The organism is Streptomyces sp. NPDC005017 (genome assembly GCF_042873115.1).
Lineage (GTDB): Bacteria > Actinomycetota > Actinomycetes > Streptomycetales > Streptomycetaceae > Streptomyces.
The window spans coordinates 32586-57821 of record NZ_JBIALD010000010.1; the positions used below are offsets into that span (position 1 = coordinate 32586).

The following is a 25236-nucleotide window of genomic DNA, read 5'->3' on the forward strand; positions in this document are numbered from 1 at the left end:
CCGCTCGCCCCGGGATCGTCGCCCGGTATGAAGGACGCCCGCCGTCGCGGAACAGCCCTCACAGGAGACGATCACCATGAAGAAGGCGACACGCACCCGCGCGGAGCGCAGTACTTCTGCCGCGCTCGCCGCACTGGCCCTCGCCCTGACGACGACAACGGCTGGAGCGACCTCCTCCTCCCACACCGTCGGACTCCCGGGCGGCAACCGGATCACGATCAACGCCTGGCACTGCGGCGTCTACGTCAACGCCTGCGACTGGAAAGCGTCCACCAAGATGTCGGGCGAGCGGCCCAGAACGGCGCGCTGGATCCAGAACCGTGCCGAGCTCGAGGCCCACGGGGTCAGCGTCTCGCTCGCCGTGTCCAAGAACCCCGAGGCCACTCTCACGATGGTCAGCAGGTCCCTGGGCGTGGTGCGCTGGCGGAACACCAACGCGAGCATCTCTGACACCTATGGCCAGATGCGGCCCAGCAGGGGCACGGTCTACGTGTCCACCCGCAGCTGTGGCTCCGCCCAGGTCAACGGTGCGATCAAGGTGAGCGAGAAGTGCGCCTACGCGGGCGCTTCCTGACCGCCGCGACGGCGGTGGTGTGCGGTGCGGTGCTGAGCGCCTGCGGGGCACCGGCCAGGCCCGCTGCGGCCGCCGCCCCCGCCGCCGCCCGCCAGTTCGACCTGCTGGTCAGCAGCCAGAACGGCTACCACTATCCGCCGTTCCTGCGGGAACGCCCGGCTCCTCCCGAGGCGCAGTCCCACGCGCTGCGGACGCTGACAGAACTGGACCGGGCCCCCAGGGTCCGGCCGGCCGCGACACGCGTCGCGTCGATGCGCCGGGACGCCCTGGCCTCGTCCCCGCTGTGGGGACGGACTTGGCTGATCCCGCTGCGGCGCGCGGGCGTCGAGGGGGCGCTCGGCCCGGACGACACGAGAGCCGTGGACAGACTGCGGGCCGAGGGCGGCTGGTACGTGGATCCCGCCCTCGGCGACGAAAGCGACGCGGCGCGGCTCGGCGGGACATGGGCAGCCCTCGACGTGCTCGGCGCACTCGGTGAGCTCGACGACCTGCCGTCCCCGCACCGCGCCGCCACCGTCGGCTGGCTCCGCTCGCTGGCCGGCTCACCGCGCCCGGTCGCCGAACGCGCCGCGCTGGCCCACTCCTTGCATCTGCTCCGGCAACCCGTGCCCGCCGCTCTCTCCGACGCGGCTCCGCCGCGCACCGACGACTGGCAGGCGCTCACCCCGGACGAGAGGGCGGACCTGCTGGGTCAGGTCCACGACGATGTCCTGGTTCGCGAAGCCGCCGGGCAGCGGCCCGAGATCGACCGCGCGCACTGGGAAGCGGTCCTGACCCGAGGGGCGCTCTCACTGCCGTACGAGCAGCTCCAGCCGCTGGTGCACATCCTGAAGGCGGCTGGATCTCCCGAAAAGGTGTTCGTGCCGGTGATCGCCCGGCTGGAGAGGGCGCGCCTGGGCGACGGAACCGTACGGGACCCGGACTCCTACCTCGGTGACCCGCAGAGCTCGCTCTTCGTCGAGCGACTGCGGGGTCTCGCCGGCTGGCCCCGCCGAGACCCCGGTCTGCTCGACGCTCTCGACCGGGAGAAGGACCGGAGCGGCACGCCGCAGGACAGCGCCGAGCGCCTGAGCCGGGCGGCCCTGGCGAAGGCGGCCGGCGGCGGAACGGACGGCCGGGCCGCGCGGCTGTGCGCCGATCCCGAGGTGCTGCCCGGTGCCGTCACCGAGCACGACGTCACCCGCTGGCAGCGCACCGCCCTCGACTGCGTCGACGCGGGTGCCGCGGTCGGCACTCCTGAAGTACGGCCATGGGCCCTGGACGACCCGGACGCCGTGGCCGCGGCCGCCACCCTGGCCGTCGGGCTGGCCGACACGGGCCAACGGCACCGGATCCCCCCATGGATCACGCCGCGTGTTCTGGAGCGCCGGTCCCACGAGCCGGGCCGGTTCGCGTCCGTCTACGACTACAGCCTCGTCGTACGAGCCCACCTGCTGCTCGGTGGAGACCTGGACGCGCCGCTGCGTGCGGCCCTCGGCCGGGTCGTGACACCGCATCGGGGCTGCCCGGGACTGCCCGACCTGTTCCGGGTCGGCGGCGGGGATCCCGCCTGCGACCTCAAGACCACCTGGGGTGTCTGGACGTTGGACCGGCAGGCGCACGGCGCCCTGGGCTGGCTGCCCGGTCGCACGGACGCCGCCATCGAGACCGGAGAGCGAGCGGAGGAGCCATGACTGTGCTGTTGCGGGCCGACGGTGTGGGCAAGACCCATCGGACGCGGGGGAGAAGAGTCGAGGTGCTGGACGGCGTCGACCTGGAGGTCGCAGCAGGGCAGGTCACCGCTCTGGTGGGGCACTCCGGTTCCGGGAAGAGCACGTTGCTGCACATTCTCGGCCTGCTCAGCCCACCGGACCGGGGCCGGGTGTTCGTCGAGGACGTGGACACGTCGGCGCTCGGGGACAGAGGGCGTGCCGACCTGCGGCGGAGTCGGCTGGGGTTCGTGTTCCAGTCCTTCAACCTGCTGCCTCAGCACTCGGCCCTGCGCAATGTCCTGGTGCCGCATGCCGGCCGCCGCGCCGAGGGAGAGGAACGGGCCCGGTCGCTGCTGGACCGGGTCGGGCTCGGGGAGCGGCACGGGCACCGTCCCGGTGAGCTGTCAGGAGGCGAGCAGCAGCGCGTCGCGCTCGCACGCGCGCTGGTCAACGACCCGCCTGTGGTGCTGGCGGACGAGCCGACCGGGAACCTGGACACCGACAGTGAGGCGGCGCTGCTCGCGTTGTTCCGGGGGCTCGCCGACGAAGGACGGGCGGTGCTGCTGGTGACGCACAACCCGGTCGTGTCCGAAGCGGCCGATGTGGTCCACCGGTTGAAGAACGGCCTCGTGGAGACAGAGCGGAGCGCCGCATGAGCGTCCTGGCCCTGGCCTTCGCCAACGTCCGTGCCTTACGCCGACGGCTGTACGGCCTGGTGACCATGGTCGCCCTGGCCGGTGCCGTGTGCACGGCCGCGCTGGGCATCGCCGACCACGCGCAGAGTGCGGCCGACTCAGGCGTCCGGGAGAGCGTGGCCAACCGCAGCGTCACCGTCGACCGCCCCGACGACCGACCGGACACCGCCCCGTTGACGGACCGCACCGAGGACCGGCTCGCCGGGCTGCCCCACGTCGAGTCCGTGCAGCATCGCGCCCAGGTGTCCTTCGGCATCGTCGCACCGGAGGGCGACACCGCCCTGCTGTACGCCACGACGTACCGCCCCGCGCTGGCCCCGCCGGTCACCCGCTCCGTCCGCGCGCGGGTCTTCCCCCTGCGCCCCGGCGAGATCGTCGCCCCGGCCAGGTCCCAGGGCCTCGACCTGCGCAAGCTGCTGGGACAGCGGATCGAGCTGGAGACGATCCGCTATGTACGCCCCGGCGAGGGCACCGGGGTCAGGCGCGAGGCCCGGCTCGTCGCCGTGTACGACCCGTCGTGGCAGATGGACGGCCCGGACGCCGCCTATGCGGCGGACACGGATGTGGTTGCCTGGGCCGCCGCACGGACCGGACAACCCGCGGACCGCTACCCGGCCACCGTCGGTTACGACCAGCTGACCGTCGTCGCCCGCAGTGCCGACGACGTCCCTGCCGTGCTCGAGTCGGTCCAGGACCTGGGCTACCCGGCTGTCACCCTCCGCCAGCAACTCACCACGCTTCCCGCGGTCCTGGAGCTCGTCGAGGTGTCAGGCCGGCTGCTGCTCGGCGTCCTCGGCGTGCTGGCTTTCACCGGAGCGGTGACGGTGACGGGGGCGCTCGCGCGCCGGCGCGCCCAGGAGATCGGCATCCTCAAGGCGGTCGGTTTCCGCACCGGGGCCGTCCTGACCCTGTTGGTCACCGAGATGGCCCTGGCCGGGGCGGTCGCCGCCCTGTTCGGTGCCGTCCTCGGCATGCTCCTCGGCGGCGCCGGGGCGGCGCTGCTGCGTGGCAGCCCCGATCTGGCGCCGTACGCCGTGAGCCGACTGCCGCTGCCCTCGCCGGGCACGTTCGTGCTGCTTCTCGCCCTGACGGTGCTGGTCGTCGCGGCGGGGGCGCTGCTTCCCGCCCGCCGGGCCGCCACCATGGCGCCGACGGACGCGATGCGGGACTGGTGACGAACGAAACCGCGCACACCCCGTCCCGTTCATGTGAAGCGGACTGCGATGAGTGCGTGGAGTCCTCTGCTGGCGTTGGCGCTCGCCGGGTGTGGGGTGGGGGGTGAGGAGGTCTCGGGCGAGGGGTCCTGCGTGTACCTCGTGACGTTCGAGGGGCGTCGGTACGTGGGCGGTGCGCCGGAGGACTTCGAGGTCGGGGAGCGGCTCGGCGGCGCCGTCCTGGCGGGCTGTGACGACACGGGAGGTGACTCCGACGATCCCGGTGCGCCGGACGAGCGGGTGACCGCCTATGCGATCGAGGGGGTGGACCCGGACCTGGCCGTCGTGCTGGACCCGGTCGCGCCGGACGTGGTGCTGGTGGCGTCGGAGTCCGGCGCGACCCTGCCCGGGGAGCTGCGGGGCGTGGTGGGGCGGGGCTGACCCCAGCCGGCGGCCGGAGCCCTGACGGACCTCTGTGGCATCGCGCCGGAGGGGCCCTGAAATCGGGCCTGCCCCCCCACGACGCCTGGCACGCACGCCCTAGACAGCCTCCGTCGGAGGCGGCGTCGGCGCCCCCGGGAGCCGGACCGTCGCCACCGTGCCGCCGCCCGGGGCCGGGGAGAGGGTCACCTCACCGCCGGAGCGGTGGACCGTGCGGGCGACGATCGAGAGGCCGAGGCCCGAGCCGGGCAGGGAGCGGGCCGAGGGGGAGCGCCAGAAGCGGTCGAAGACATGGGGGAGTTCGTCCGCGGGGATGCCGGGGCCGTGGTCCCGGACCGTCAGGACGCCCTGGTGCAGGGCCACCTCGACCGTGCCCGCCCCGGGGCTGAACTTCACCGCGTTGTCGAGGATGTTGACCAGGGCTCGTTCCAGCGCTGAGGGCTCCGCGCGGACGTACCAGGGGGACAGGTCGGCCGTGATCGTCAGCTCGGGGCCGCGCAGCCGGGCCCGGCGCACCGCGGTCCCGACGGTGTCCTCCAGGGACACGACCTGGACCCGCTCGCCCCGCTGGCCCTCCGCCCGGGACAGCTCCTGAAGATCGCCGATCAGCGCGGCCAGCTCCGTCATCTGCGCCTTGACCGAGGCCAGCAGCGCCTTGCGGTCCGCCTCCGGCAGCGGGCGTCCGGTCTCCTCGCTGCGGGTGAGCAGCTCGATGTTGGTGCGCAGCGAGGTGAGCGGGGTGCGCAGCTCGTGGCCGGCGTCGGCGATCAGCTGCTGCTGGAGGTCCCGCGAACTGGCCAGGGCCGTGGTCATCGCGTTGAAGGAGCGGCTGAGACGGGCGATCTCGTCCTCGTCGTCGTCCGCCACGGGGATACGGACCGTCAGGTCCTCGGTGCGCGCCACGTGTTCCACGACCTCGGCCAGTCGGTCCACCGGCCGCAGGCCCGACCGCGCGACGGCCAGGCCCGCAGCCCCCGCGCCGACCACGCCGATGCCGGAGACGGCCAGCAGGATCCAGGCCAGGGAGCTCAGCGGCTCGGTGACCTCCGAGAGCGGCTTGGCCACCGACACCGCGACACCGCGCTGCACCGCGCGGGTCTCACGGTCGAAGACCGGCCGGGTGAGGACGCGTACGGCGGTGCCGTCGGTGGTACGGCCCGAGTGCAGCGCCTCCTCCTTCTCACCGTCGGCCACCGCCAGGTCGACGGACTGGACCTTGACCTCCGGCGCGTCGGGGATGGCGCAGGTGGAGCCGTCCGAGTAGAGAATCGTGACGGTGGGGGAGCCCGGCGGCAGGCCGAGCTGCCGAGGCTCGGGCTGCCGGCAGTTGGCCAGCATGGTGCTGAGCAGCAGGCCGGAGACCTCCTCGCTGCGCAGCTCGTCGTCGAGCTGGTGGTAAAGCTGTCCCTTCACCAGGAACCAGCACGTCACCGACACCGCCGCCACGGCGAACGCCACCGCCGCCGCCACCAGCAGCGCCAGCCGGGAGCGCAGGGGCAGGGAGCGCAGCCGCCGTACCGCCTTGTTCACTCCGCGCCGCCCTGCCGGAGCACGTACCCCACCCCGCGCACGGTGTGGACCAGGCGCGGTTCGCCGCCCGCCTCGGTCTTGCGGCGCAGGTACATGACGTAGACGTCGAGGGAGTTCGACGAGGGCTCGAAGTCGAAGCCCCAGACCGCCTTCAGGATCTGCTCACGGGTGAGGACCTGGCGCGGGTGCGCCATGAACATCTCCAGCAGCGTGAACTCCGTACGGGTCAGCTCCACGGTGCGCCCGCGCCGGGTGACCTCCCGGGTCGCCAGGTCCATGCGCAGGTCGGCGAAGGTCAGCGCCTCGTCCTGCGGGGCGTCGGCGCCCGCCACCGCCACCGCGTACGAGCTGCGGCGCAGCAGCGCGCGGATCCGGGCGAACAGCTCGTCCAGCTCGAAGGGCTTGACCAGGTAGTCGTCGGCCCCGGCGTCCAGGCCGGTGACCCGGTCGCCGACGGTGTCGCGGGCGGTGAGCATCAGGATCGGGGTGGTGTCGCCCGCGCCCCGGATGCGGCGGGCGGCGGTCAGGCCGTCCATGCGGGGCATCTGGATGTCGAGGACCACCAGGTCAGGACGGTACGCGGTGGCCTTCTCCAGCGCGTCGATGCCGTCGACGGCGACCTGGGTGTCGTACCCCTCGAAGGCGAGGCTGCGCTGGAGTGCCTCGCGCACCGCCGGCTCGTCGTCGACGATGAGGATGCGCTGGGGGTCACGGTCGCCTTCGACGGGGCTCATGGGTGTCGGGTTCCTCTGGTTCCTCGGACGGGGACGGGGAGTGCTGCCCACGGGGGCGTCTCGCGACGGGCCCGGCGACTGCGGCGGGTCCCCGGCGGAGCCGCCCGCCGGGGACCGCTCTCGATTCTCAGCCTCGCACGTTCCGTGCCGTACGGAGTCGGCCCGGCGCGGCGACCGGCTGCCGGGGTCAGTCGGTGGAGCCCGACCGCAGCGTGTCGAGGTCGGCCTTGACGGTGTTGACGGGGATCGCGAAGCCGAGGCCGACGCTGCCCGCGTCGGACGCACCCGAACCCGAGCCCGAACCGGACGAGTACATCGCCGAGTTGATCCCGATGATGTTGCCGTTCATGTCGATCAGCGCGCCGCCGGAGTTGCCCGGGTTGAGGGACGCGTCCGTCTGGAGCGCCTTGTACGTCGTCGTGGACGAGCCGGTGTCGCCGTTGAACTCGCGGCCGCCGAACTCGAAGGGCCAGCCGCCGCCCTGCTGCTGCGGCTGCTCGCCCTCCCCGGTGGAGACGGTGACGTCGCGGTCGAGGGCGGAGACGATTCCGCTGGTCACCGTGCCGGTCAGGCCCTCGGGCGAGCCGATCGCGACGACCTGGTCGCCGACCTGGACGCCGTCGGAGTCGCCGAGGGTGGCCGCCTTGAGGCCGGAGGCGCCGGTCAGCCTGATCAGCGCGAGGTCCTTGCCGCTGTCGGTGCCGACGAGCTCGGCGGTGTACTCCTTGCCGTCGCTGGTCCTGGCCTTGATCTCGGAGGCGCCGGCGACGACGTGGTTGTTGGTGACGATCTCGCCGTCATCGGTGATGATCACGCCGGAACCGGTGGAGGCCCCGCCGTTCCCCGTCGCGCTGATCTCCACGATGCTCGGGCTGACCGCCCTGGCGACCCCGGAGACCGTGCCCTTCTGGCTGGAGGGGACCACGTTGGTGCTGGTCGCGCTCGAGGAGACCGTGTCGGAGCCGCCGGTCAGCTCCTGGATGCCGTAGGCCGTGCCGCCGCCGATGGCGGCCGCGACGATCGCGACCGCGGCCAGCAGCGCGAGCGGACCGCGGTCGCGCCTGCGCGGCCTCGGCCCGGGGACGACGGCGGCCGTCTCCGGCGCGTACGGCGGCGGGGGCGGCCACTCGGGGTTCACCGGGTTCACCGGGGCCGCGGGGTGCACGGCGGTGACCGGCTCGGCCGGGTGCGCCGGGCCCGCGAAGCTTCCTGAAGGAGCGGCGGGAGGCGCGGCGGGGTACCGCCCGCCGTCGGTGCCGCCCGGACGCGGGTGCCCGCCACCCGCGTAGGGGTGCGCGCCGCCCTGGTACGTGGTCTCGTACTCGCCGTCTCGGCGGTTGCTCTCGGTCATGGACATGAGCTTGGCGCCCGTCCATGAGAGCTCCCTGAGTGCTGTCTGAGAAGCCCGGCAGAACCTCGTATGCCCGATATAAAGACCCGGTCCGCGGGGGCGGGGCTACTTGCAGCCGCAGGACCGCCGTGGCGTCAGCCGTGAGGGGAACACCTTCAGCCGCTCGCGGCGGGAGCCCGCGACGCGCAGTCCGTCGTCGAGCACGAGGTCGACCGCCGCACGGGCCATCGCCGAGCGGTCCGAGGCGACCGTGGTGAGCGGCGGGTCGGCCAGCGCCGCTTCCTTGATGTCGTCGAAGCCGGCCACGGCCAGCTCACCGGGAACGTCGATCCGCAGTTCGCGCGCCGCGCGCAGCAGGCCTATCGCCTGGTCGTCGGTGGAGCAGAAGAACGCGGGCGGACGGTCCGGCCCGGACAGCACGTCGAGCGCGATCCGGTAGGCGTCGTAGCGGTTGTACGGCGCCTCGAACAGGCGGCCCTCGGTGGACAGGCCCGCCTCGTCCATCGCGCGCTTCCAGCCCTCGACGTGGTCGGAGACCGGGTCGCCGACGGCCGGGGTGTCGGCGGTGCCGCCCATACAGGCGACGTACTCGTAGCCGTGCTCCAGCAGATGGCGGACGGCGAGCTCGGCGCCGCCGAGGTCGTCCGTGACGACGGCGACGTCGTCGATGGACTCGGGCCGCTCGTGCAGCAGCACCACCCGGGCGTCCCAGGCCTCGATCTCGGCGGCGGCCAGGTCGTTCAGCGCGTGGGAGACGAGGATGAGGCCCGAGACCCGCATGCCGAGGAAGGCGCGCAGATAGTGGACCTCGCGCTCGGCCACATAGTCGGTGTTGCCGACCAGGACCATCTTTCCGCGCTCGGAGGCGGCCTGCTCGACCGCGTGCGCCATCTCCCCGAAGAAGGGCTGACGGGCGTCCGGGATGATCAGGCCTATGAGGTCGGTGCGCCGCGAGGCCATCGCCTGGGCCACCCGGTCGGGCCGGTAGCCCAGCTCCTTGATGGCGGCGAGGACACGCTCGCGCGTGGCCGGGGCGACCGGCCGGGGTCCGTTGTTGATGACGTAGCTGACGACCGCGGTGGAGGTCCCCGCCAGTCGTGCCACGTCATCCCGAGTCACCTTGGCCACGCGCGGAGTCTACGCGGATGGAACGCCTCTGGGCAGGGCGTGAAGGAGCCCGGCAGAGGTCCCGGAGTGCGGTCGTGACGCCCCGCCCGTGCGTCCGTCACGCGTCGGCCGTGACCTCGGAGGCCTCGAGGACGGCCTCGTTGTCCGCATCTTCCGCCTTTGCCCGCCCGGCCTTGGCCTTCGCCTCGTCCGAGTGACGGTCGCCCTTTTCGGGAGTAACGAATCGATAACCGACGTTCCGGACGGTCCCGATCAGCGACTCGTGCTCGGGGCCGAGCTTGGCTCGAAGCCGCCGTACGTGCACGTCCACGGTCCGGGTGCCGCCGAAGTAGTCGTAGCCCCAGACCTCCTGGAGCAGCTGGGCGCGGGTGAAGACGCGGCCCGGGTGCTGCGCGAGGTACTTCAGGAGCTCGAACTCCTTGAAGGTCAGGTCCAGGACCCGGCCCTTGAGCTTGGCGGAGTACGTCGCCTCGTCGACCGAGAGGTCGCCGTTGCGGATCTCCATCGGGGAGTCGTCGTTGACGATCTGCTGCCGGCCCATCGCCAGGCGCAGCCGGGCCTCGACCTCGGCGGGTCCTGCCGTGTCCAGCAGGACGTCGTCGATGCCCCAGTCGGCGGTGACGGCGGCCAGGCCGCCCTCGGTGACGACGAGGACGAGCGGGCAGCCGGGGCCCGTGGAGCGCAGCAGCTGGCAGAGGCTGCGGACCTGGGGCAGGTCGCGGCGGCCGTCGACGAGGATCACGTCGGCGCCGGGGGTGTCGACGAGCGCGGGCCCCTCGGCCGGGGCGACCCGCACGTTGTGCAGGAGCAGGCCGAGCGCGGGCAGCACCTCCGTCGACGGCTGGAGGGCGTTGGTCAGGAGCAGCAGAGAACTCATACGTCTGGTTCCTCCTCGGTCCCTGCGAGGACATTGCGGTACGGAACTGCTCTGCGATCCCGGGGCCCCGTACAACCGGCGGTCACCTGAGGTTTCCCGCTTCGTATACAACGCTTCCGAAAGCACAAAAGGACCCGGGGGCAACGCTGCCCGAGTCCTCTGCCCAGCAGAATAGCCGACATGAGCGACGGTCCGGCAGGTCATGTGGCACGATCCACCGTTCGTCCGCATGCCGAGACGAGTGGAAGCGCACCATTGCGGACGTATCTCCGCACGGCAGACGGAATCACCCTCGATTCCGTATACGATCCGGGGTCCGCTGTATACGACTTCTCCGTGTCACCTGTCGTCGACCTCGCGTTCGTCGTCGCGCACGGTTTCACGGGCGACGTGGACAAGCCCCATGTCCGGCGGGTGGCCGCCGCGCTGCGGCGGTACGGGGCCGTTCTCACCTTCTCCTTCCGCGGGCACGGCCGTTCGGGTGGCCGTTCCACGGTCGGCGACCGGGAGGTCCTCGATCTGGCCGCCGCGGTCGACTGCGCGCGCGGCCACGGGCACACCCGGGTGGTCACCGTCGGCTTCTCCATGGGCGGCTCCGTCGTCCTGCGGCACGCGGCCCTGCGGCCCGGCACGGCCGACGCCGTGGTGTCCGTCAGCGCGCCCGCCCGCTGGTACTACCGGGGCACCGCCCCGATGCGGCGCGTGCACTGGCTGATCACCCGGCCCGAGGGCCGGCTGGTGGGCCGCTACGGCTTCCGCACCCGTATCGGTCACAAGGAGTGGGACCCGGTCCCGCTGTCGCCCGTCGAGGCGGTGCCGCGGATCGCGCCGACCCCGCTGCTGATCGTCCACGGCGACCGCGACTGCTACTTCCCCCTCGATCACCCCCGGATGCTGGCCGAGGCCGCCGGGGAACACGGTGAGCTGTGGCTGGAGCCCGGCATGGGGCACGCCGAGAACGCCGCCGACGACTCCCTGCTGGCCAGGATCGGGGACTGGGCGCTGTCCCGGGCGGGCTAGCCTGGGCCTGTTCACTGCCGAACCGACTTGAGGGACGAGATGGCAAAGGTCACGGTCCGCTACTGGGCCGCCGCCAAGTCCGCGGCCGGGGTCGCCGAGGAGCCGTTCGAGGCCGCGACGCTCGCCGAGGCGCTCGAAGCGGTGCGCTCGCTCCACCCGGGCGAGCTCACCCGGGTCCTGCTGCGCTGTTCGTTCCTCGTCGACGGTGATCCCGTCGGGACGCGCGCGCATGAGACGGTACGGCTGGCCGAGGGCGGCACGGTCGAGGTGCTCCCGCCGTTCGCAGGAGGGTGACCGGAGCATGACCAACCAGCCGTACCAGGGGCCGTACGACGGCTCCCACGACCCCTATGCGCAGCAGTCCGGGCAGCAGTGGCCCGGACAGCAGCAGCCGTATCCACAGGGTTCCGAAGAGGCGCAGTACACCCAGCAGTGGCAGGGGCAGACCTGGGAGACCCAGATGCAGGCCCCGGTCGCCCCCGTGCCGAGCACCACCGAGACCGCTTATCTGCCGCCGCAGCAGGACGCGTGGGCCGGACCGGCCCACGCGGCGGCAGGCCACCCGGGGCAGGGCGTCCCCGCCCACGACCCGACGGGCCACGCCGCCGCGTCCGGCCATGGGCAGCCCGCCCCGTCGGGCGCCGAGCCCGGGCGCCATGCCGCCCCGTCGGGCGCCGAGCCCGGCCATGCCGCCCCGGCTGGCAGCGAGCCCGGCCGCCATGCCGCTCCCTACTCCTCCTACTCCTCATACGGTCAGGACGCCGGGACCGGGGCGGGGCCCGCGCAGGGCCCGGCCGGGGCGCCGGCAGCCCCGGGCCCGACCGCGGCCGGAGCCGCACCCACCGCCGGTGGCGCGCCCGCCGGCGCGGCCGCGCCCGGCGGCCCGGCCTACGGTCCCGCCACCCTGGCCGGCAACTCCCGGATCACCGACGCCCAGCGGGCCCGGCTGGAGGGCCGGTCGCCGATCATCGAGCCCGGGATGCAGCCGGCCGCGCTCACCGCGCTGCTCGGACTGCTGCTCTCGGCCGCCGCCGCCGTCGGCTCGTACGCCCTGCTGGTGCCGCTCGTCGTGCTCCAGGGCCTGACCGCCGCCGGCTGGTTCCGGCTGAACGGCATGTGGCCCGCCCGCCAGGGCATCGCGCTCGCCTTCGCCGGGGCCCTCGCCGCGGACGCGGCGCTGCTCGTGGCCGGGCGGGACGACGCTCCCGCTGCGATCCTCGGCACCCTCGGGGTGTGGGTGCTGCTCACGCTGGTGCTACAGCTGCGCTCGCACGCCGAGCCCGACGAGCGGATGTACGGCCTGATGGCCACCGTCGTCTCGGCGGCGCTGGCGGTCCTCGCGGCCGGTCACCTCGCGGCGGAGCCGGACGCGACGACGATCGGCGCGGCCGCGGTCGCGGTGGCCGTGCTCGCGAGGGCGCTGCCGCTGCCGACGCCCGCCTCCGTGGTGGTGTCGCTGCTCGCGGCGGCCGGTGCGGGTGTCGCGGTCGGCGGCATGACAGGGGTGGGCGCGCGGGGTGCCCTCGTCGGCGGGGCCGCGGCCGCGTGCGCGCTGATCGGACACCGGGTCGCGAGCTACGACTACCCCTCGCGGTTCGTGCACTTCACGGCGGGCGTCGCCCTGCCGCTCGCGGCCGCCGCACCCGTGCTGTGGGTGCTGGGCCGGGGACTCTAGGGCTGCTTCGAAAGTCGCGTCCGCCTCGCGACGCCTGGCACGCACTCCCCCGGAGGGGGACCCCCAGCCGCGTTGCCGAAACGCCCGAACAGCTCCGCTGTCAGGGCGCTCCGGCGCCTTGCGATCGTACGCACCGGACGCCGCGGGGCCCGCCCCTCGGGCGGACGACGGGACTTTCGAAACACGCCCCGGGGCCCTTCCGGCGGATCTCCGCGGCGTCGCCGGCAGGGCCCTGGCCCAGGTCGGGGCGGCGCGCCCCGCGGGAGCCGCGCCTGTCACAGGTGATCGACAATCTCGCGGCTCCCACCTCCGGCGGGGTTACCGTGGCTGGCGACCGGATCGAACGCAGAGGTGGGGGAACATGCGAGCGCTGCGCATAGTGCTGATCGTCGCCGTGGTGCTGGGCGGGCTCTTCGTCGTCGCCGACCGCCTCGCCGTGCACTTCGCCGAGGGCGAGGCGGCCGACCAGCTGCGCGCCAGCGAGGGCCTCGCGCAGACGCCGGACGTGTCGATCAAGGGCTTCCCGTTCCTGACCCAGATGGCCGGCGGCGAGCTGGACGACGTCGAGGTCGGCATCGAGGACTACGAGGCGCCCACCGGCAAGGGCTCGGAGAAGATCCGGATCGCCGACCTCCAGGCGAACATGAAGGGCGTCCGCTTCTCCGGCGACTACAGCTCCGCCACCGCGGCCTCCGCCACCGGCACCGCGACGATCTCCTACGACGAACTGCTCAGGACCGCGACGGGCAGGACCACCCGGGTCGGCCCCGGGGTCACCGCACGGGTCGTCGGGCTCTCCGACGGTGGCAACGGCAAGATCAAGTCCTCGGTCGAGGTGTCGGTCCTGGGCAACAAGCTGCCGCAGCCGGTCACCGTGCTCAGCACGGTCATGGTCGACGGCGACACCGTCAAGGTGAAGGCCGACGCTCTGCCCGAGTTCGGCGGGGTCAGCATCGCCGAGGACCGGGTCCGTGAGATCACCGACTTCGACCAGGCCATCGCACAACTGCCGGGCGGCATCGAGCTGGACAAGGTGGAGGCGGCGGAGGACGGCGTACGCATCACCGTCCAGGGTTCGAACGTCAGCCTCGCCGGGTAGGTAGCCGGTCGCCGGACTGGGGTCCGGTGCGGCGGACACGGGTCCGGTTCGACGGACGGCTGTCCGAACGGCGTTCCGAAGGGCGAGACGGCCCCGTCCGCCCCTCAGCCGCCGATGGCGCATTCCGGACCCGGAACCCTTGCGGGGACTGGCTCGCCAGTCATGTCATCCCGGCATTCGGACGATCGCGTCTCAACATACGACACGCCGGTGACATGTCCCGCTGTGCGTCCCTACGATCGAGCCATGAAGCGACAGGCGGACCTCACGAAGCGGCGGGCAGTAGACCTGTGCCGCGTCGCCGCCATGCTCTGTCGCCCCTTCTGAGCGGCACCGGCACCGCCGCCGGCCGCATTCTCCAGCCGCCCTGCCCCAGGGCACTCGTGCGCGCTGCCGCATGCCCGGCCGCGCACCCACTCTTCACGCACACCCCCGCCGCAACTGCCCCGGAGGAGAACGAGCATGAGCCGCAACGACGTCCTGGTCGACGCCGACTGGCTTCAGGAGAACCTGGACGACCCGACGATCGCCATCGTCGAGGTCGACGAGGACACCTCCGCCTACGAGAAGAACCACATCAAGAACGCCATCCGGATCGACTGGACCAAGGACCTCCAGGACCCGGTCCGCCGTGACTTCGTCGACCAGGAGGGCTTCGAGAAGCTCCTGTCGGAGAAGGGCATCGCCAACGACCACACCGTGGTCCTCTACGGCGGCAACAACAACTGGTTCGCCTCGTACGCCTACTGGTACTTCAAGCTCTACGGCCACGACAACGTCAAGCTCCTCGACGGCGGCCGCAAGAAGTGGGAGCTGGACGCCCGCGAGCTGGTCGACGGCACCGAGGTGCCCGCCCGCCCGGCGACCGAGTACAAGGCCAAGGCGCAGGACACCTCCATCCGCGCGTTCCGCGACGACGTCGTGGCCGCGATCGGCAGCCAGAACCTGGTCGACGTGCGCTCGCCCGACGAGTTCTCCGGCAAGCTGCTCGCCCCCGCGCACCTGCCGCAGGAGCAGTCGCAGCGTCCGGGCCACGTCCCGAGCGCCCGCAACATCCCGTGGTCGAAGAACGCCAACGACGACGGCACCTTCAAGTCGGACGACGACCTCAAGGCCCTCTACGAGGAGGAGCAGGTCGACCTGGCGAAGGACACCATCGCCTACTGCCGCATCGGCGAGCGCTCCGCGCTGACCTGGTTCGTGCTGCACGAGCTGCTCGGTGTGGAGAACGTCAAGAACTACGACGGTTCCTGGACCGAGTACGGCTCCCTCGTCGGCGTGCCGATCGAGCTCGGCGCCAACAAGTAAGACCACCGACCTTTACCCCTCAAGGAGTTCAACATGTGCGGAGCGAAGGCCGGCGGCCCCGACGCCTCGACGATCAAGCCCGGTGAGACCACCATCCAGGGCCAGGTGACCCGCGGCGGCGAGCCGGTGCAGGGCTATGTGCGCCTGCTCGACTCGACCGGCGAGTTCACCGCGGAGGTCCCCACCTCCGCCACGGGCCAGTTCCGCTTCTACGCGGCCGAGGGCACCTGGACCGTCCGCGCGCTGATCCCCGGCGCCACCGCGGACCGTACGGTCGTCGCCCAGCAGGGCGGCCTCGCCGAGGTCGCGATCGCCGTCTGACGGCACGGAACACCGTAGGGCCGCGGTTCCCGGGTTGGACGCCTGAGCCGCGGCCCTTCGGCATGCCCGGGAACCCGGCCGTCTCCTGCCCCCTCACCCCGGCGTGCCGGATCTACCCTGGACCTATGTACGCACGGCGACGGCACGTGGCCCCGTTCTGACGCGTCCCTCGCACCGCTTCGCGGGCTTCGGGGCCGCTGCGTCGGCCTCCGGCCGTCGGCTCCGGGCCGGGGTCGGGGTGTGGCGCTGATGCCTCGGCTGATGATCTCCGGTGTCGGGGGCCGCGGATCTACCCTGGACCTATGTACGCACGGCGACGGCACGTGTACTTCGCCATGATGGGGGTCTGCCTGGGACTCTTCGTCCTGGCCTGGGCCGTCGTGCGGCTGTGGTCCGTGCCGGTGGCCGTGGGGATGTGCGTGGTGGCCATGGTGATCCCGCCCGTCGCCGCGATGGTGGCGAACCGGCGGGGGCCCGAGGACCGCTGGTGGGACGACCCCTCCGGGGACCCGCAGTCCGACGAGTGGTGGGACGAACTGGACGGCAGGAAGCGGCCGCGATAGGAAGACGGGCATGGTTGCGGCCCGCCTGTCCACGGTGGTCCTTGACGCGCACGACGCCCATGAACTGGCCGGTTTCTACCGGCGGCTGCTCGGCTACGAGGTGCGCGCCGAGGCACCCGACTGGGTGCTCATCGGCCCCCGCCCGGCACCGAGGGCCTCGCGCTCGCCTTCGAGACCGAACGGGAGTACGTACGCCCCGTCTGGCCCGCCCGCGCCCCCGGTGACCAGCGGATGATGCTGCACCTGGACGTCGAGGTGGACGACCTGGCGGCCGAGACCGCGCGGGCGCTGGCGGCGGGGGCCACGCTCGCGGAGTACCAGCCGCAGGACGACGTACGAGTCCTGTTCGACCCGTCGGGGCACCCGTTCTGCCTGTGGGTGCAGCCTCCCGCCGCGGATCAGTAGACGAGCGCCTGGGTGTCGTCGGCCAGCGACTCCTGGACGAACACCTGCGCCCCCGCGATCCGGACGCCCTCGATGACGTCCTTCTCCGTGATGTCCCGGCGGGCCGCGCACTGCGTGCACAGCGTGAGGCGGCCGCCCGCCAGGATCGACTCGATCAGGTCCGGCAGCGGCGCCGCGTGCGGCAGTTCGAACTCCGCGGCCCGGCCCGGCAGCGCGAACCACGCCGACTCCCCGGTCAGCCACAGCGAGACGTCCACACCGCTCGCCACGGCCACCGCCGCGACCGTGAACGCCTGCGAGCACCGCTCGGGCGCGTCCGCGCCCGCCGTCACCTTGATCACGAGCTTCTTCGCCATGCGGGCAGCGTAATGCGTCCGTCCGCCGGAGCGGGCGCGGGCCGGAGGCCGTCGGCGGGCACGCGACGCCCGCCACCGTGAGGAGGCGGCCCCGGCGGGACGGGGAGAATCTGAATCGTGATCAACGCTCGTGCAACTTCATGCACGAGCCATGGGTCTCCTGTGCGCGCGGATAGGGAATTCGTGCCTCAGGTTCCACGGGAGACGATTTGGAAGAGCGAGAAGAGCCGCCCCGAGGGCGCGGGCGCACCGCCGCACTGCTCGCCGCGGCCGTAGCGCTCGGGCTCGTCGCCGGCACCTGCGTCGGCTACCTCGTACAGGCCGACCGCGAGCCCAGCCCGCTGCCGCCGCTGTCCCAGCCGGTGCTCGCGCAGGCGCAGGGGAAGGGGCCGGAACCGCTGTCGGTCCTCGGCGACCACAAGGTGCTCGCCGACGGCGACCTGACCGGGCTGCTGCTGAGCAAGCCGCCCGCGGCGAAGGAGGTCGACTGGCTGCCCGCCGAGGGCGCGTGGATGGACGCGGCGTCCTACGCGGGCTACTTCGGGTCCCCCGACCGGGCGTTCGAGTGGCTCGTCGCGGACGAGTTCCGCCGGGCCGCGGTCACCGGCTGGGACACCGGCTCCCACATCGTGGAGATCCGGCTCATCCAGTTCCGCCAGCGGGAGTCCGTCGCGGCCGCCGAAACCGTCCTCGAGTCCCAGAGCTACGCGGACCAGGCGCGTGACACCGACAGCTGGCCGATTCCCGGCACGGGCAACGGCTGGGCCTACGTCCACAACCGGCCCGAGAGCGAGCCGGGATTCGAGCCGCAGTACAACGCGCGGGCCCATGCCTGGCGCGGGGACATCGCGATGGAGGTCTGGGTGTCCGGGGACCGGCCGGTCCCCAAGAAGACGATCATCGATGTGGCCGAGCGCCAGATGGAGCGGCTGTGAGCACGACCGAAACCTCTGAGGAACTTCCCCAGGAGCCGGCCGGGGCCGACGGGCGCGGGTCCGCGCGTCGGAGGCGGACGGCATTCGTGGCGGGCTGCGCGCTGATGGCGGCGGCGGTCCTCTCCGGTGTCGGCGCGACCGCCGTGACCGTGCGGGACGCCGACCGCTCCGCCGGTCCCCCGACCTGGAAGTTCCCGAAGACCAGGTACAGCGAGGACACCGCGGCCGGTACGGCCAGCAGGGCCGGAGGCGCGAAGCCGGACAGCGAGGAGGCCCGGGCCGCCGCGGCGCTCACCGCCCTGCTCACGCCGTACGCCTCCGAGGGCTATGTACCAGGGCCCGACATCGAGGAGTTCTCGTACGAGGCCGAGCTCACCGGCAACGAGGCCACGGCCCGGCTCGGCCACTTCCTCGACGCTCTGCCCCGCTCCGCGCGCAAGAGTATGGAGCGGATGATCGAGAAGCGCGACATCCGGGCCAAGGCGATGCGCAGCTACGTCAGCCAGGACACGTCCCGCTTCGCGCGGGACGGCGTCTTCACGGCCACCGTCGAACTCACCCAGCTCGGGAACAGGGCTGCGGTACGCGGCTACCTCGAGACCGTGCGCGCCCTCGCGGGGCTGGACGCGGTCGACGAAGGGCCCGAGATCAAGGGCCACAAGGACGCGGAATGCCTGCGCGGGCCCCTCGACGAGGACGAGAAGCTGGAGATGGTGCTCTGTGCCGCCACCGTCGGCGACATCGTCGTCGCCATCACCGCGCAGGGCGTGAAGGCACTCGACGACGACGAAGTCGCCCGGTTCGTGCGCACACAGCTCGACCGGATCGACGCACCCGGGAAGACGATATGACCGAGCAGACGAGCGGGGCGATGGGCGCGGCCGGCACCGCCGCCGAGGCCGAGGCGAGAGAAGCGGCCGAGGCGACGGAGGCGACAGCGGCGGCTGAGGCTGTGGAGGCCGCCGTGGCTCCACCCCGCCCCCCGGCGGAGGCGACCACCGCGTCGGCCGGTTCGGAGGGGGCGTCCGAGACCGCCGGGGCACTTGGTGAGGCAGGGCCGTCCGACGGCCCCGAACCGTCCGGCGCGCCGGACCTGTCCCCCGTTCCGCAGGCGGAGCCCGCACCCGGGCCCCAGCCGGTACCGGAAGCCGCCGCATCCGCACCCCGCGACCGTCGCGTACTGCGCGCCGTGACGCGCTGGGTCGCCGCCGTCGCCGTCTTCGCGGCCGTCGGCACCGGCACGGCGTACGGCGTCGCCGCCATGGAACGCGGGGACGTCCCCGGTCTGGCCACCGAGCGGGACGAGCGATGGGACTACCCCGAGCTGAGGCTGCCGCCGCTGCCCGCCGGAAGCCCGAGGCCCTTCGCCGACGGCAACAAGGACAACGCCCACTACGCCGACCTGCGCGCACTCGTCCTGCCCGCCCCCGCCGGGGCGAAGGAGGACAAGGCCTTGCGTGGTGAGGACGGCTGGCTGGAGACCGAGGACTACCTGGCGGAGTACCCCGACGCGGCGGACCGCGACCAACTGGGGAAGAAGCTCGTCGACACCGGCCTGCGGCACATCGCCGCCCGCGGCTGGACCACGCCGGACGGCGTCAGCACCCGGATCTACCTGCTCCACTTCGCCACGGCGGAGATGGTGGACGCACAGATCGCGAGCGACACCGTCTCCTACAGCACCCCCGCCTACCTGGTGCGCGGCGTGCACGACGCCGTACACGACGAGGAGTTCCCCGAGGCGGCCGCCGTCTCCGGCATCAAGCGCGTCGCCTACACCGAGCCAGCCCCCCACGGCCCCGAGCACGTCCGGCTGGGTTACCTCTCCGCGGGCGACGTCTACGCGGTGGTCATCCAGTCGCGCAAGGGCGGCGAGGTCCCGGCCGTGCCGTTCCAGCAGACCGTGGTGCTCCAGAGCCAGCTGCTCGGCTGACGCCGTGGAGGCGCGACTCCTCCGCCGATGCCGTTGAGGCGTACCTCGCAGGGAATGCCGGGCCCCGGCCGCGTAAGCTGGGGCCCGGCCATGCGCACCCGAACCCTCCGCTCACCAAGGAGCACCCCGTGATTGCCTTCTTCGAGATCCTGCTGGTCCTGGTCTGTGTCGGCGTGCTGGCCTTCGCCGGACTGGCCGTGAAGAAGCTGTACCAGGGCCAGCGCTGACCTCTCCCCGTCCAGCCGTACGAGACTGCTGAGCTGATCATGATCGAGATCCCGTCCGACCTCCACAAGGACCTCGTGCCCCTCGCGTTCCTGCTGGGCAGGTGGGCCGGCGCCGGTGTGCACGACTTCCCCGGCTCCGAGAAGTGCAACTTCGGGCAGGAGGTGTCCTTCACGCACGACGGACGCGACTTCCTCGAGTACCACTCCCGCACCTGGGTGCTCGACAACGACGGCAACAAACTGCGTCCCCTGGAGTCCGAGACCGGCTACTGGCGTATCGACGCGGCCCGCAAGGTCGAGGTCACGATGACCCGTGACGACGGCGTCGTGGAGATCTGGTACGGCGAGATGGCCGACAAGAAGCCGCAGATCGACCTGGTCACGGACGCGGTCGCGCGTACGGCCGCCTCACGGCCCTACTCCGGCGGCAAGCGCCTGTACGGCTACGTCAAGAGCGACCTCATGTGGGTCGGCGAGAAGCAGACCCCCGAGGTCGAGCTGCGCCCCTACATGTCCGCCCAGCTGAAGAAGGTCGTCACCCCCGAGGAGGTCGAGCGCTGGGCCAAGGCCCTGCCCGACGACCTGCCGGACGACGGGGTGGCCTTCTTCAAGTAGGCCGGTTCCGCGGTGGCCCGCCGCCCGGGTGGTTCTAGACTCGTCGGTGTGGTGAGCACCGACTGGAAGAGCGACCTCAGGCAGCGCGGCTACCGGCTGACGCCGCAGCGGCAGCTTGTCCTCGAAGCCGTGGACACCCTGGAGCACGCGACCCCCGACGACATCCTCGCGGAAGTGAGGAGAACGGCGTCGGGGGTCAACATTTCCACCGTCTACCGGACGCTGGAGCTCCTGGAGGAGCTGGGCCTCGTCTCGCACGCCCATCTGGGGCACGGCGCGCCCACCTACCACCTCGCCGACCGGCACCACCACATCCACCTGGTGTGCCGGGACTGCACCAACGTCATCGAGGCCGATCTGTCCGTCGCCGCCGACTTCACCGCCAAGCTGCGGGAGGAGTTCGGCTTCGACACCGACATGAAGCACTTCGCGATCTTCGGCCGGTGCAGGGACTGCTCCCTGAAGAGTTCAAGTACCGAGTCGTAGGCTTGAGCACATGAAGAGCCCCCTGCTGTCCCTTCCCGGCGCGGTCCCCGCCGAGGGCGTGGACGAAGGCGTCGCCGCCCACTACGGCGACCTGTTCCGTGAGCAGCGCGCCCTCGCCGACGGCGCCGGATTCGTGGACCTCTCCCACCGCGGAGTGGTCACGGTGTCCGGCGACGACCGGCTCGGCTGGCTGCATCTGCTGCTCACCCAGCACGTCAGCGACCTCCCGGCCGGGCAGGCCACCGAGGCGCTGATCCTCTCCGCGCACGGACACATCGAACACGCGCTGTATCTCGTCGACGACGGCACCACCGTCTGGGCCCATGTCGAGCCCGGCACCCAGGAGGCGCTGATCGCCTATCTGGAGTCGATGAGGTTCTTCTACCGCGTGGAGGTCGCCGACCGGACCGGTGACATCGCCGTCGTCCACCTGCCCGCCGGGTCCATCGCCCCGGTGCCCGACGGGGCGGTCGTCCGCGAGACGCCCTTCGGACGCGATCTCTTCCTCCCGCGCGACGGCCTGGAGGCGTACGCCGGGCAGGTCGGCTCCCCGGCCGGCATCCTCGCCCACGAGGCGCTGCGCGTGGAGCAGCAGCGGCCCCGGCTCGGCTTCGAGACCGACCACCGCACCATCCCCCACGAGCTGGGCTGGATCGGCGGCGCGGTGCACCTCCAGAAGGGGTGCTACCGGGGGCAGGAGACCGTCGCCCGGGTGCAGAACCTGGGCAAGCCGCCCCGCCGGCTGGTCTTCCTGCACCTGGACGGCAGCGAGGTGCATCTGCCACCGCCCGGCACGGAGCTCCGGGTCGCGGACGAGGGGGCCGACGGCCGGAAGATCGGGTTCGTGACGACGTCGGTACGCCATCACGAGCTGGGACCGGTGGCGTTGGCGCTGGTCAAGCGGAACGTGCCGGTGGACGCGCGGCTGTTGGCCGGGGAGACGGCCGCGGCTCAGGAAGTCGTCGTCGAGCCCTAGGGCCGTGGCCGGTGGATTCCCGCCCGCCCGGTGGATTCCCGTTCGCCGGGCGGCGGCTTCACATCTCCAGCAGGACCGTGAACGGGCCGTCGTTCGTCAGGGACACCCGCATCTGGGCACCGAAGCGGCCGGTGGCCACCGTGGCGCCCAGGGCGCGGAGTCGGGCGACGACCTCGTCGACCAGCGGCTCCGCCACGTCGCCCGGGGCGGCCGCGTTCCAGGTGGGGCGGCGGCCCTTGCGGGCGTCGCCGTAGAGCGTGAACTGGCTGATGACCAGCAGCGGCGCGTCGATGTCGCTGCACGACCGCTCGTCGTGCAGCATCCGCAGCGACCAGAGTTTGCGGGCCAGTTGGGCCGCCTTCTCCTTGGTGTCCTCGTGCGTGACCCCCACGAGGACGCACAGGCCCTCGCCGCTGATCTCGCCCACGGTCTCGCCGTCCACGACGACACTCGCGCCGTCCACCCGCTGTACCACTGCACGCATGCCGACCATCATGCCGTGCGGGTCGAAGGGCGTCGTACCTGGGCTTCTTTTCGTTCCTTAAGCGCCCATCTGGGGCTGTTCGGGGGCACTCGGTCACATAGCGGCCAGTTGGGGTGGCACGATGCTCCCACACGCCGGTCGAGGGGACGGTTGAGGCGTATGAGCACACCGAGCACGAGCACCGGGCGGCCGCCGGGCACGACCACCCGGCGAACGCCCGCGCAACGCACGGAGAGTCCGGTGCCGGGCGCGCTGCCCGGCGAACCGGGCCCGCCTGATCTCGCCCTGCTGAGCCTGCCCGAACTGCGGGCGCTGCGGCGGGACGCGCAGCGGGACGAGGCCGATCTCAGCTATGTCCGGCGGCTGCTCCAGGGGCGGATCGACATCCTGCGCGCCGAACTGGCCCGGCCGGGGGAGGCGTCCGTGGTGGCGCGGCTGTCGGAGATCCTCACCGACGGGCCCGCCCGGCAGCGGTCGTCCGCCCGGCACGTCACGCTGGGCACCCCGCACGGCGAGGAGTACCGGCGGCTGGCCGAGGAGATGCTCGCCGAGGTCGAGCTGTCGGATCTCGCGGCCCGCACGGACCTCGAGCTGAACGCGGCGATGGGCCGGCTCGTGCGGTACGAGCGGGAGGTCTCGCGGCGGCGGGCGGGGCTCCAGAGCACGACCGACGCGTGCAGCGCGGAGATCGCCCGGCGGTACCGGGACGGTGAGGCGCAGGTGGACGACCTGCTGGTGTGACGGCTGCGGTGAAGCCTGCGGTTGGTGGGGTGGGGTGCGGGGCCGGGCCGGGGGGTGTCCGTCCTCGGTCCGCCGAACCAGTTACTCACGGGGGTTCTGGCGTCTGACGGCGGCCGCTGCGGGCGGACACCCCCCACCCCGTCCCCTCCCCGCCGTACGCGGCTGACGCCCTCGCCCGTGGGTCGCTTCGCGTCGCACGCGTCTCCCGTCCTGTCCGTGGCCGCCGCGTGCCGTACGCGTCTTCCGTCCTTGTCCGTGGCCGCCGCGGGCGGACACCCCCCGCCCCGCCCGTGCCCCTCCGCGCCGTCCGCGACCGCCTGCTGCCGTGGGCTGCGCGCCGCCGCCTCTGCGGGCATGTGCGCCGCCAGGGGCGGCACGGGTGGGCGTGGCGGCACCTCGCCGACGCCGAGCTGCGCACCGCCCCCGCTTCGGCGTCCAAATGCGCGCGACACAGTTGAAGGGCGGACCTACCGTGGCTCCATGACTGGCCACGCCGACATCGCCGTACGTCCCATTACCACCGATGAGATCGCCGACTGGTCCCGCGCTCTGAACACGGGATTCCTGCGCACCCCCGAGTCCTCCCCGGAGGAGGTCGCCGACCGGAGCTCGTACATCGAACCGCACCGCACGCTCGGGGCGTTCGACGACGGGCGGTGCGTGGCCACGTTCCGGTCGTTCGCCCAGGAGATCACGGCGGTCGGCGGCGCGGCGGTGCCCGCGGACGCCATCTCCAACGTGACGGTGACGGCCACGCACCGGCGGCGGGGCCTGCTCAGCCGGATGATGGCGATGGACCTGGCCGCGGCCAAGGAGCGCGGCGACGTCGTCGCGACGCTGATCGCCGCCGAGTACCCGATCTACGGGCGTTTCGGGTTCGGGCCGGGCACCTGGGCCGCGCAGTGGACCGTCGACGTGAAGCGGACCGGGCTGGACCGGCGGTGGGCGGGGCCCGGGGACGGCGGACGGATCGACATCGTGGAGCCCGGGTTCGTGCGCAAGGCCGGACCGGAGCTGTTCGAGCGGGTGCGGCGGGCGCAGCCGGGTGCGGTCGACCGCGGCGAGCGGTGGTGGCAGGTGCACACGGGCGCGCTGCGGCTGGTGCGCAGTCCCTGGAGCGAGCCGTTCTTCGCGGTGTACCGCTCGGCGCGCGGCGAGGTCGAGGGCATCGTGTCGTACCGGTCGGACGACGACTGGCAGGCGAAGCAGCCGCACAACACGGCGAGCGTGGACTGGCTGGTGGCCGCGAGCCCGGCGGCCGAGCGGGGTCTGTGGCACTACCTGTGCTCGATCGACTGGATCAGCCAGGTGAACTCGGGGTGGCGGGCCCCGGACGATCTGCTGCCGCTGCTGCTGCCGGACCCCCGGGCCGCGCGGATCACGACGCAGTCGGACTGGCTGTGGGTGCGGATCCTGGACGTCGTACGGGCGCTCGAGGCGCGTACGTACGCCGGTGAGGGCGAGTTGGTGCTGGAGGTGGCCGACGCCGCGGGGCTGGCCGGCGGGCGCTATCTGCTCCGGGCCTCGCCGGAGGGTGCGTCCTGCGCGGTGACGGCACGGGAGGCCGACCTGGTGCTGGACGTGGCCGAGCTGGGGGCGCTGTGGCTCGGGGACGAGTCGGCGGTGCGGCTGGCCGCGCTGGGCCGTGTCGGGGAACAGCGAGCGGGCGCCGCGCTGGTGGCCGACGCCCTGCTGCGCACGTCCAGGCGGGCGTGGTGCCCGGACGTGTTCTGACGGGTTTCCGCTCCCTCCGGCCGGTTACTGGGTGACCTGTGCATCCGTAGCGAGCTGTTCGGTTGTGGCTGTGCGTCTTCTGTTGTGACGGTGCTGTTCAGTTGTGGCTGTGCGGGTTCGGTTGTGGCTGTGCGTCCGCCGGGCTCCCGGCTCCCCTCCGGAAGGGAGCCCGGCTGTGGCCAA

The 25236-nt window shown here is 72.6% G+C and carries 27 protein-coding genes and 1 pseudogene; 21 read left to right on the forward strand and 7 right to left on the reverse strand.

Going from position 1 to position 25236, the window contains the following annotated elements; translation table 11 throughout:
- Window positions 1-76: 76 nt before the first annotated feature.
- The 5 genes from ACFYR0_RS17030 to ACFYR0_RS17050 are packed head-to-tail and all read left to right on the forward strand — an operon-like array spanning window position 77 to window position 4555.
- Window positions 77-574, forward strand: a complete 498-nt coding sequence (locus tag ACFYR0_RS17030; protein WP_389327846.1) for a hypothetical protein — start codon at window positions 77-79, stop codon at window positions 572-574.
- Window positions 550-2247 (forward strand): hypothetical protein, encoded by a 1698-nt coding sequence (locus ACFYR0_RS17035; protein WP_389327849.1) that lies wholly within the window; start codon window positions 550-552, stop codon window positions 2245-2247. Before ACFYR0_RS17030 ends, ACFYR0_RS17035 begins: the two co-directional genes overlap by 25 nt.
- The gene (locus ACFYR0_RS17040) at window positions 2244-2921 is read left to right on the forward strand and encodes an ABC transporter ATP-binding protein (protein ID WP_389327852.1); all 678 of its coding nucleotides are present in this window, start codon (window positions 2244-2246) and stop codon (window positions 2919-2921) included. The genes ACFYR0_RS17035 and ACFYR0_RS17040 overlap by 4 nt, the downstream gene beginning before the upstream one ends.
- Window positions 2918-4135, forward strand: a complete 1218-nt coding sequence (locus tag ACFYR0_RS17045) for an FtsX-like permease family protein (RefSeq protein WP_389327855.1) — start codon at window positions 2918-2920, stop codon at window positions 4133-4135. The genes ACFYR0_RS17040 and ACFYR0_RS17045 overlap by 4 nt, the downstream gene beginning before the upstream one ends.
- A 48-nt stretch (window positions 4136-4183) precedes the next feature.
- Complete coding sequence (locus ACFYR0_RS17050) at window positions 4184-4555, forward strand: DUF6281 family protein (protein ID WP_389327858.1); 372 nt, start codon at window positions 4184-4186, stop codon at window positions 4553-4555.
- 99 nt (window positions 4556-4654) lie between these two features.
- On the opposite strand, the gene ACFYR0_RS17055 is transcribed toward ACFYR0_RS17050, so the two are convergent.
- The 5 genes from ACFYR0_RS17055 to ACFYR0_RS17075 form a co-directional block, all read right to left on the reverse strand.
- Window positions 4655-6085, reverse strand: a complete 1431-nt coding sequence (locus ACFYR0_RS17055) for a sensor histidine kinase (protein ID WP_389327861.1) — start codon at window positions 6083-6085, stop codon at window positions 4655-4657.
- Window positions 6082-6819: a response regulator transcription factor gene (locus ACFYR0_RS17060; protein ID WP_389327864.1), complete on the reverse strand. Its 738-nt coding sequence runs from the start codon at window positions 6817-6819 to the stop codon at window positions 6082-6084. The genes ACFYR0_RS17055 and ACFYR0_RS17060 overlap by 4 nt, the downstream gene beginning before the upstream one ends.
- A gap of 187 nt (window positions 6820-7006) precedes the next feature.
- Window positions 7007-8176: a S1C family serine protease gene (locus tag ACFYR0_RS17065; protein WP_389327867.1), complete on the reverse strand. Its 1170-nt coding sequence runs from the start codon at window positions 8174-8176 to the stop codon at window positions 7007-7009.
- A 99-nt stretch (window positions 8177-8275) separates the two neighbouring features.
- A complete protein-coding gene (locus tag ACFYR0_RS17070) occupies window positions 8276-9298 on the reverse strand; it encodes a LacI family DNA-binding transcriptional regulator (RefSeq protein WP_389327870.1) in 1023 nt (340 codons plus the stop codon).
- Between the two features lie 97 nt (window positions 9299-9395).
- Window positions 9396-10175 (reverse strand): winged-helix domain-containing protein, encoded by a 780-nt coding sequence (locus tag ACFYR0_RS17075; protein ID WP_389327873.1) that lies wholly within the window; start codon window positions 10173-10175, stop codon window positions 9396-9398.
- A gap of 180 nt (window positions 10176-10355) precedes the next feature.
- Between ACFYR0_RS17075 and ACFYR0_RS17080 the strand changes: the two genes are divergently transcribed.
- The 8 genes and pseudogenes from ACFYR0_RS17080 (at window position 10356) to ACFYR0_RS17115 (ending at window position 16566) form a co-directional block, all read left to right on the forward strand.
- Window positions 10356-11195 (forward strand): alpha/beta hydrolase, encoded by an 840-nt coding sequence (locus tag ACFYR0_RS17080; RefSeq protein WP_389327876.1) that lies wholly within the window; start codon window positions 10356-10358, stop codon window positions 11193-11195.
- Between the two features lie 39 nt (window positions 11196-11234).
- Entirely contained in the window at window positions 11235-11489 is a 255-nt protein-coding gene (locus ACFYR0_RS17085) for a MoaD/ThiS family protein (protein ID WP_389327879.1), read from the forward strand.
- A 7-nt stretch (window positions 11490-11496) separates the two neighbouring features.
- Window positions 11497-12870, forward strand: coding sequence for a hypothetical protein (locus ACFYR0_RS17090; protein ID WP_389327882.1), 1374 nt, complete (start codon window positions 11497-11499; stop codon window positions 12868-12870).
- 361 nt (window positions 12871-13231) lie between these two features.
- Window positions 13232-13969 (forward strand): DUF2993 domain-containing protein, encoded by a 738-nt coding sequence (locus tag ACFYR0_RS17095; protein WP_389327885.1) that lies wholly within the window; start codon window positions 13232-13234, stop codon window positions 13967-13969.
- A 462-nt stretch (window positions 13970-14431) separates the two neighbouring features.
- Window positions 14432-15277: a sulfurtransferase gene (locus tag ACFYR0_RS17100; protein ID WP_389327888.1), complete on the forward strand. Its 846-nt coding sequence runs from the start codon at window positions 14432-14434 to the stop codon at window positions 15275-15277.
- A 33-nt stretch (window positions 15278-15310) separates the two neighbouring features.
- On the forward strand, window positions 15311-15598 hold the full coding sequence (locus tag ACFYR0_RS17105) for a DUF1416 domain-containing protein (protein ID WP_389327891.1): 288 nt from the start codon (window positions 15311-15313) through the stop codon (window positions 15596-15598).
- Between the two features lie 302 nt (window positions 15599-15900).
- Window positions 15901-16161, forward strand: a complete 261-nt coding sequence (locus ACFYR0_RS17110; protein ID WP_386377810.1) for a DUF3099 domain-containing protein — start codon at window positions 15901-15903, stop codon at window positions 16159-16161.
- A 10-nt stretch (window positions 16162-16171) separates the two neighbouring features.
- A pseudogene (locus ACFYR0_RS17115) lies at window positions 16172-16566 on the forward strand (VOC family protein).
- Here the strand turns inward: ACFYR0_RS17115 and ACFYR0_RS17120 are convergent.
- A complete protein-coding gene (locus tag ACFYR0_RS17120; RefSeq protein ID WP_386377809.1) occupies window positions 16560-16922 on the reverse strand; it encodes a DsrE family protein in 363 nt (120 codons plus the stop codon). The pseudogene ACFYR0_RS17115 and the gene ACFYR0_RS17120 overlap by 7 nt on opposite strands.
- A gap of 209 nt (window positions 16923-17131) precedes the next feature.
- Between ACFYR0_RS17120 and ACFYR0_RS17125 the strand changes: the two genes are divergently transcribed.
- The 6 genes from ACFYR0_RS17125 (at window position 17132) to ACFYR0_RS17150 (ending at window position 22094) form a co-directional block, all read left to right on the forward strand.
- Window positions 17132-17857, forward strand: coding sequence for a hypothetical protein (locus ACFYR0_RS17125; RefSeq protein ID WP_389327894.1), 726 nt, complete (start codon window positions 17132-17134; stop codon window positions 17855-17857).
- Window positions 17854-18708, forward strand: a complete 855-nt coding sequence (locus tag ACFYR0_RS17130; protein ID WP_389327897.1) for a hypothetical protein — start codon at window positions 17854-17856, stop codon at window positions 18706-18708. The genes ACFYR0_RS17125 and ACFYR0_RS17130 overlap by 4 nt, the downstream gene beginning before the upstream one ends.
- Before the next feature lie 20 nt (window positions 18709-18728).
- Window positions 18729-19790, forward strand: coding sequence for a hypothetical protein (locus ACFYR0_RS17135; RefSeq protein ID WP_389328456.1), 1062 nt, complete (start codon window positions 18729-18731; stop codon window positions 19788-19790).
- Between the two features lie 266 nt (window positions 19791-20056).
- Window positions 20057-20632 (forward strand): FABP family protein, encoded by a 576-nt coding sequence (locus tag ACFYR0_RS17140; RefSeq protein WP_389327900.1) that lies wholly within the window; start codon window positions 20057-20059, stop codon window positions 20630-20632.
- A gap of 48 nt (window positions 20633-20680) precedes the next feature.
- On the forward strand, window positions 20681-21118 hold the full coding sequence (locus ACFYR0_RS17145; RefSeq protein ID WP_389327903.1) for a Fur family transcriptional regulator: 438 nt from the start codon (window positions 20681-20683) through the stop codon (window positions 21116-21118).
- 10 nt (window positions 21119-21128) lie between these two features.
- Window positions 21129-22094, forward strand: coding sequence for a YgfZ/GcvT domain-containing protein (locus ACFYR0_RS17150; protein ID WP_389327906.1), 966 nt, complete (start codon window positions 21129-21131; stop codon window positions 22092-22094).
- Window positions 22095-22152: 58 nt separating this feature from the next.
- Here ACFYR0_RS17150 and dtd read toward each other — a convergent pair whose 3' ends face one another.
- Window positions 22153-22578: a D-aminoacyl-tRNA deacylase gene (dtd, locus tag ACFYR0_RS17155; RefSeq protein ID WP_389327909.1), complete on the reverse strand. Its 426-nt coding sequence runs from the start codon at window positions 22576-22578 to the stop codon at window positions 22153-22155.
- Window positions 22579-22737: 159 nt separating this feature from the next.
- Here dtd and ACFYR0_RS17160 point away from each other — a divergent pair, with 159 nt between their 5' ends.
- Together ACFYR0_RS17160 and ACFYR0_RS17165 are read left to right on the forward strand one after the other, a co-directional pair.
- Complete coding sequence (locus ACFYR0_RS17160) at window positions 22738-23319, forward strand: AmfC protein (protein WP_389327912.1); 582 nt, start codon at window positions 22738-22740, stop codon at window positions 23317-23319.
- 480 nt (window positions 23320-23799) lie between these two features.
- The gene (locus tag ACFYR0_RS17165) at window positions 23800-25053 is read left to right on the forward strand and encodes a GNAT family N-acetyltransferase (RefSeq protein WP_389327915.1); all 1254 of its coding nucleotides are present in this window, start codon (window positions 23800-23802) and stop codon (window positions 25051-25053) included.
- Window positions 25054-25236 lie beyond the last annotated feature (183 nt).